A 7,106-nucleotide genomic window follows, 5' to 3' on the forward strand; every position below is an offset into this window, starting at 1 on the left:
CAGGACAACTTGCCACCCAACTCGGCCGGATCCGATTGCGCGGCCACCTGATTGATCAGTTGGTGGCTGGGCGTTTGGAGTTTGCGAGTCTCGCATTCAAATATCTCTAACAGCGCCAGACGCTCTGGATTGGTCAGCCCGTCATACGAATGCCCCTGCAAAAACGACACCGCCGCGCGCAGCGACCCGACGGCCTCCCAGATCCCCTCCCGCGCACTCGAACCCATGTTCGAATACTACGTCCGCCCACCGACAAGAAAAGCCCGACCGAAACCACTGAAACCAAAGTGGTACAAGTGATTTGGCTACGCAACGGCCACGGTCTCGGCTGCGGCCACCTCGGCCGCGGCGCGCTCGCCGGAGCGAATCGCGCCGTCGATCCACCCGCACATGACGGCCGAGCTTTCGGTGCCGGCCCAGTGGATGCGGCCACAGGGCTCGCGGAGGGTATAGCCGAATTCCGTCAGCACGCCGGGAGGGGCGTGGCCGATCATTCCCCCGCCGGAATAGCGGTCGATAGTCCAGTTCTGTTCGTGGAATTCCAGTGGCGCTTTGGCTTTGCTGCCGAATCGGTCGACGAGTTCGCCGATGATTACCGCTTTGCGCTCGGGTTCGTCGAGTTCCGTCAGCCGCCGTGCCCCGGGTCCCTCGGTGATGACGCACATGATTCCCGGGTCCCCGGTGTCTGTACAGGCGTCGATGGTCAGGGTGGCCGGGGAGTTCGGCGCGGCGGATTGGCCGGACAGTCCGTCGGCGCGCCAGAAGGGCTCGTCGTAAATGACCGAGATTTTGACGACCGCGCCGCTTGGCATGCGCTGGTGCAGAAACGCTCGATCCACCGGCAGCATCGGCTCGTAGACGATTGATGTGGCGATCGCCAGCGGGATCGCGACAATCACTCGTTGCGCGCGCACCGTGAGATCGGCAGCGTCGATTGTCACGCCGTCGGCATCCTGAGTGATCTGCCGGACCGGCTGCGAAAGGTGCAGCGCCTCACCCAATTCGGCCACGATCGGGCGGTGGAGTGCGCCCATCCCGCCAACCGGGCGGGCATCCTGGGAACCGCCCTTGCCCGAGATCGCGAAGGTGAGACCGCCCGCGGAGGCCGTTTGCGTCAGCCCCCACAGCAACGACGTCTCCGACCCCGCGGAGGTATAGAGTCCGGCGAAGGCCATGTCCAGCATCTCGGCGGCGTCCTTGGACATGGACTTCTTGTGGATCCATTCCCCAATGCTGATGCGGTCCCACTCCTGGGCCTTCTTCGCGTTCCACGGGGCTTCGCGCGGAATCTCTTTGCACATCCTCTCGATGGCGGCCAAACCGAACCCAAGGTTGGCGACGGCCCACGGGCTCACCGTCCACGGGATGGTGCCGCCGTAGCGGTGTTTCTTGCCGCCGACGATCATCATGGCGTCGCCGTCGTTGTGCTGCTTGTACTCCGGCACGCCGAATTCGTTCATCAGCGCATAAATTCGGTCCTGGCCCGGCCCGATCCAGGCGCCGCCGCGATCGATCCACGTACCGTCCGCCCGGGTCTCGGTGAAAGTGCGTCCACCGACGCGATCACGCGCCTCCAGCAAGGCCACCGAATGCCCCGCCTGTTTGAGCCGCAACGCGGCCGTCAGCCCCGCGAATCCCGCTCCGACCACGCAGAAATCGACCTCAGACACGGCTGGCTCCTCAACCTCGTCCATCCCAGCAGCAAACTACACCGACCGGGTGCCGGCGGTGGCCGGTTACGCAGATTCCGCAGGCGTCCGTGTACCCGGCGACCTGGCTTGTGGCGGCGCGTGCGCAGCGCGCGCCTGAAACTTATTGGCGCCCAAGCAGTTAACAGCCGCTACGAGGATCCGCCGTAATGCCACACCAGGGCGTGGGGTCCAGTGGTCGTCGGGTTGCACCACATCGGTCTGTCGTTGACGTCCTGGGCGGTCGAGTGCAAGACGGTGCACAAGTCGCCCGGCGCAGGCGGATCGGCGGGGCCTTCGGCGGCCAATGCGATCGTGGAGACGACGGCAACAACTGCCGGGACGAGGGACCGGGGCCTGCCCACGATAGATCCCCTCGCACGCCGGCCCGCCATCAACGGCGCGAAAGCCGCAGGCCAAGGCTTCTTCTCCCAAGGTTGCGGTACGCACCCCTAGAACACGTTCTAATGTGTGGAACCATGGGATTTCTGAAGCCGGAGCTGCCGCAGCTCGACATGGCCGAATGGAACAAGGGCACCCGTAGCGACAAGATCCGGCCGATGGCCAAGCACTGGGCGGAGGTCGGCTTCGGCACGCCGTTGGTGCTGCACCTGTTCTACGTCGCCAAAATCATGCTCTACATCCTCGGTGCGTGGCTGTTCGCCTCGGCGACCAACGGCCTGGGCGGGTTCACACGCATCGCGTCGTGGTGGTCGGAGCCGATCGTGTTCGAGAAGGTCGTGCTCTACACCATGCTCTTCGAAGTGATCGGGCTGGGTTGTGGCTTCGGACCGTTGAACAACCGGTTCTTTCCGCCGATGGGCTCGATTCTGTACTGGATGCGCTTCGGCACCATCCGGCTCCCACCGTGGCCGGATCGTGTCCCGCTCACCAAGGGCACCAAGCGCAAGCCGATCGACGTCGCGCTGTACGGGCTCTTCCTGGTGGTGACGCTGGCAGCGCTGTTCGCCGACGGCACCGGACCGATACCGGAGTTGGGCACCAGGATCGGGCTGCTGCCGGCATGGAAGATCGTGTTGATCCTGCTGCTGCTGGCGGTGGTCGGGCTGCGCGACAAGGTGATCTTCCTGGCCGCCCGCGGCGAGGTCTACGCGACCATGGCGGTGACGTTCCTTTTCGCCGCACCAGACATGATCGTCGGGTCCAAGGTGGTGTTCCTGGTGATCTGGATGGGTGCCGCGACATCCAAACTGAACAAACACTTTCCGTTCGTCATCTCCACGATGATGTCCAATAATCCATTGGTGCGGCCCCGCTGGCTGAAGCGGCGGTTCTTCGAAAGCTTCCCGGAAGATCTGCGGCCCGGACGGCTGTCGCGGTGGCTGGCGCACCTGAGCACCGCCATCGAGATGTTGGTGCCGTTACCGCTGTTCTTCTGTCACGAAGGGTGGCCCCTCACGGTGGCGGCCGCCGCGATGGTCTGTTTCCACCTGGGGATCCTGGTCTCGATTCCGATGGGCGTGCCGCTGGAATGGAACGTTTTCATGATCTTCGGTGTGCTGTCGTTGTTCGTCGCACACACCCACATCGGGCTGCGCGACCTGAGGCACCCGGTGGTAGTAGCGGTCCTGTTCGTTGTCATCGCGGGAATCGTCGTGTTGGGCAACATGTTTCCGCGCAAGATCTCGTTCCTACCGGGGATGCGTTACTACGCAGGCAATTGGGACACCACACTGTGGTGCATCAAGGCGTCGGCCAACGACAAGATCAGCCGAGGCATCGTGGCGATCGCCAGCATGCCGCAGGCCCAGTTGGAGCGGTTCTACGGCAGCCCCGAGGCGGCGCAGATCCCTATCTACATGGGGTATGCGTTTCGCGGCTTCAACACTCACGGCCGGGCGCTGTTCACGCTGGCACACCGCGCCATGGCAGGCCAGAACGAGGACGACTACATCATCACCGACGGGGAGCGGATCTGCAGCACCGCCATCGGCTGGAACTTCGGCGACGGCCACATGCACAACGAGCAACTGATCACCGCCCTGCAGGAGCGTTGCCACTTCGAGCCGGGCGAGGTCCGAGTGGTTCTGCTTGACGCGCAACCCATTCACAAGCAGACGCAGGCGTATCGGTTGGTCGACGCAGCCACCGGTGAATTCGAGCGCGGCATCGTCCGGGTCGCCGACATGGTCGTCCGCCAACCGTGGGCCGATGATGTTCCGGTGCAAGTGCTGTCCGAATAACTACGTGTGCTCGCCGAGTGTGGGCCCTAAGTAGTGATTCTGCCGAAATTCCCGCATAGGCCCCACGCTCGCCGAGGGATCAGGCGCCGGCCCGGACCTCCTGGGCGGCGGCAACCATGTTCTTCAGCGACGCCCTCACCTCGTCGGAGTTGCGGGTCTTCAACCCGCAGTCGGGGTTCACCCACAGGCGCTCGGCGGGAACCGCCCGAAGCGCCGCGCGCAGTGACTCGGCCATCTCGCCCGTGCTCGGCACCCGCGGAGAGTGGATGTCGTAGACGCCCGGACCGACGCTGTTGGAGAAGCCGATCGAGTTCAGGTCGTCCAGCACCTCCATGTGTGATCGCGCCGCCTCAATGGACGTCACGTCGGCGTCCAGATCGGCGATGGCTCCGATCACCTCACCGAATTCCGAATAGCACAGGTGGGTGTGGATCTGGGTGGAATCCGCGACGCCGGAGGTGGCCAACCGGAAAGATCCTACGGCCCAACGCAAGTAATCCTCTTGATCGGCGCGACGCAGCGGCAGCAGCTCGCGCAGCGCGGGCTCGTCGACCTGGATGACCGCAATGCCGGCATCCTGCAGGTCCACGGTCTCGTCGCGAATCGCGAGCGCCACCTGGTTGGCGGTGTCGGCCAGCGGTTGATCGTCCCGGACGAACGACCACGCCAAGATCGTCACCGGCCCGGTCAGCATGCCCTTGACCGGCTTGTCGGTCAGCGACTGCGCGTACTTCGCCCACTCCACCGTCATCGGGTGCCGGCGAATCACGTCGCCGAAGAGCACCGGCGGGCGCACGCAGCGGCTGCCGTAGGACTGGACCCAGCCGTTCTTGGTGGCGAAGAATCCGTCCAGCTGCTCGGCGAAGTACTGCACCATGTCATTGCGCTCCGGCTCGCCGTGCACCAGCACGTCAATCCCGAGGCTCTCCTGCAACTTGATGACATCGGCGATCTCCTGCTTCATCCGCCTCTGGTACTCGGCCTCGTCGATCTCGCCGGCGACCAGCGCGGCGCGCGCCTTGCGGATCTCGACGGTCTGCGGGAACGACCCGATGGTGGTCGTCGGCAGCGGCGGTAGCTGCAGCCGCGCCTCCTGGCTGGCCCGGCGCTCGGCCGCGTCACCCCGGTGCGTGCCCGACGCGACGATCGAGTCGATGCGGGCCCGGATCCGGTCGTTGTGCAGGCGCGGGTCGTTCTTGCGGGACGCCACCGCGTCGTTGGACGCCGCGATCTCGTCGGCGACCGCGTCGCGGCCCTGATTCAGGGCGCGGGCCAGCGTCACCACCTCGACAACCTTCTCCCGCCCGAACGCCAGCCAGCTGCGCAGGGCGTCGTCCAGGCCGGTCTCGGGCTCCAGCGAGTACGGCACGTGCAGCGTCGAGCAGGACGTCGAGACCGCCAGGTGCGCCGCCGATCCCAGCAGGGCGGCCAGCTTGCCCAGCGCCGACTCCAGGTCGGTACGCCAGATGTTGCGCCCGTCCACGACACCGGCCACCACCGTCTTGCCGGCCAGCTCGGGCACCCCCGCCACCGCCGTGTCCGGCCCATAGACCAGATCGACACCGATCGCCTCGACGGGCGTGCGGGCTAGCCCCGCCAGGGAGTCGCCGGGGTCGCCGAAGTAGGTCGCGACATAGATAGCGGGTCGGTTGCTCACGTTGCCCAGCGCGTTGTAGACGGCTTCGGCCAGTGCCGGTGCGTCGGGGGAGATGTCGGTCACCAGAGCCGGCTCGTCGATCTGCACCCACTGCGCGCCGTTGTCGGCCAGCAGTGACAGCAGCTCGGAGTAGATCGGCACCAGTTCCTGCAGGCGTTCGATCGGTGCGCCGCCACCATTGACGGCCTTGCTCAGGAGCAGGAAGGTGATCGGCCCGATGATTACCGGGCGAGCTGGAATGCCTTGCTCAAGAGCTTCTTTCAGCTCTGAGAGCACCTTTTCCGGGTTCAGGACGAACTTAGTCGCTGGCTCGATCTCGGGAACGATGTAGTGGTAGTTGGTGTCAAACCACTTGGTCATCTCCAGCGGTGCGACGTCTTTGTTGCCCCGCGCCGCGGCGAAATAGCGGTCCAGGTCGTCGGGAATCGGCGCGGCGCGATCCGGCAGCGCACCCAGCATGACCGCGGTATCGAGCATCTGGTCGTAGTAAGAGAAGGTGTTCACCGGAACCGAGTCCAGGCCGGCGTCGGCCAAGTCCTTCCAGGTATCGCGACGCAGGGTGGCGGCGACCTTCTCCAGATCGGCTCGGCTGGTGCGTCCGGCCCAGTAGCCCTCGGTGGCGCGTTTGAGTTCGCGCTTCGGACCGATGCGTGGCGAGCCGACAATTGTTGCGGTAAATGCTTGAGGGGTCACGATATTCGTCCTTCAATCGGCGTGGTGGTCACCGCCGGCGGACGTACGGCCGATCCGATAGCGGTGCGTACCCAGGTACCAACCGCAACGGCTGCAGCCTAACGCCCATTCCACGAGGCGATGAGCCGCCGGACGCGGCGCGCCCGGCACAGCTGGCAGGTCTCCGGACTCGCAGGCGTGCACTCCGGCAATGCTCCTAGTGGCCGTCGCTTCCCAGTCGTGGTGACCAGTGCTTGTGACGGCGGTCGTTCCTGCATACCGTTGCGGGACAGTCCCGGATTCTCACCGGGTTCCCTCTTACGAAGCGTTACTAACGTTTGCCTCGCTCGATGCCCACGCCGCAGTTGCGGCGTAAGCAGACCAGCTGCGAGAGGTAGCTTAATCAGTTCGCCAACGCCTGCGCGATCGGGACGTCGCCGTTGTTGAATTCGATAGTCCGCCGGACGGTCGAATCGTCGGCCAATGCGGCGGCCGCGACGAGCGCGACGTCGGCGCGCGACACCTGCCCTTTCGCCTGGCCGACGGCCACCTTGCCGGTGGCAGGCTCGAGGGTGAGCCGGCCCGGCCCCAGCACCGTCCACTCCAGGTCGCTGTCGCGCAGGTGGGCATCGGCCGCGGCCTTGGCCTCGGCGTAGGCGAAGAACGGATCATCCTGCGGTACACCATGATCCGGGCTCGCGCCGAAGTAGGACACCATGACGAACCGCTTGACGCCCGCTTGCGCAGCGGCGTCGATCACCCGGATCGCGGCGTCCCGGTCGACCGCATAGGTCCGCTCCGGATTGCCCCCGCCCGCTCCGGCCGAGAAGACGACCGCGTCGTGCCCGGTCACCAAATCCGCCAGGGCGTTCGTATCGAGCCGCT

Annotated in this window: 5 protein-coding genes, 1 pseudogene and 1 riboswitch; of the genes and pseudogenes, 1 reads left to right on the top strand and 5 read right to left on the bottom strand. The window is 65.4% G+C overall.

The window, feature by feature from the left end:
• The 3 genes and pseudogenes from A5652_RS15890 to A5652_RS26860 form a co-directional block, all read right to left on the bottom strand.
• Positions 1–227, bottom strand: a pseudogene (locus A5652_RS15890) (hypothetical protein); the annotation flags it as partial.
• A 78-nt stretch (positions 228–305) separates the two neighbouring features.
• Positions 306–1,670, bottom strand: coding sequence for a flavin monoamine oxidase family protein (locus A5652_RS15895; protein WP_369805803.1), 1,365 nt, complete (start codon positions 1,668–1,670; stop codon positions 306–308).
• Between the two features lie 170 nt (positions 1,671–1,840).
• A complete protein-coding gene (locus A5652_RS26860; RefSeq protein WP_156745373.1) occupies positions 1,841–2,053 on the bottom strand; it encodes a hypothetical protein in 213 nt (70 codons plus the stop codon).
• A 114-nt stretch (positions 2,054–2,167) separates the two neighbouring features.
• On the opposite strand from A5652_RS26860, the gene A5652_RS15900 reads away from it, so the two are divergent.
• Positions 2,168–3,892, top strand: a complete 1,725-nt coding sequence (locus A5652_RS15900) for a DUF3556 domain-containing protein (protein ID WP_067353174.1) — start codon at positions 2,168–2,170, stop codon at positions 3,890–3,892.
• A 79-nt stretch (positions 3,893–3,971) separates the two neighbouring features.
• Here A5652_RS15900 and metE read toward each other — a convergent pair whose 3' ends face one another.
• Both metE and A5652_RS15910 read right to left on the bottom strand, forming a co-directional pair.
• On the bottom strand, positions 3,972–6,242 hold the full coding sequence (gene metE / locus A5652_RS15905; protein WP_067353168.1) for a 5-methyltetrahydropteroyltriglutamate--homocysteine S-methyltransferase: 2,271 nt from the start codon (positions 6,240–6,242) through the stop codon (positions 3,972–3,974).
• 136 nt (positions 6,243–6,378) lie between these two features.
• Positions 6,379–6,572, bottom strand: a riboswitch (cobalamin riboswitch).
• Between the two features lie 52 nt (positions 6,573–6,624).
• Positions 6,625–7,106: NAD(P)-dependent oxidoreductase (locus A5652_RS15910; protein ID WP_067353171.1), on the bottom strand; the 482-nt coding region annotated here is incomplete at its 5' end.

The organism is Mycobacterium sp. 1165178.9, assembly GCF_001673555.1.
Taxonomy (GTDB): Bacteria; Actinomycetota; Actinomycetes; order Mycobacteriales; family Mycobacteriaceae; genus Mycobacterium.

Coding starts and splice junctions, on each gene's coding strand:
- A5652_RS15900 (WP_067353174.1), top strand. CDS start 2,168: ATGGGATTTCTGAAGCCGGAGCTGCCGCAGCTCGACATGGCCGAATGG.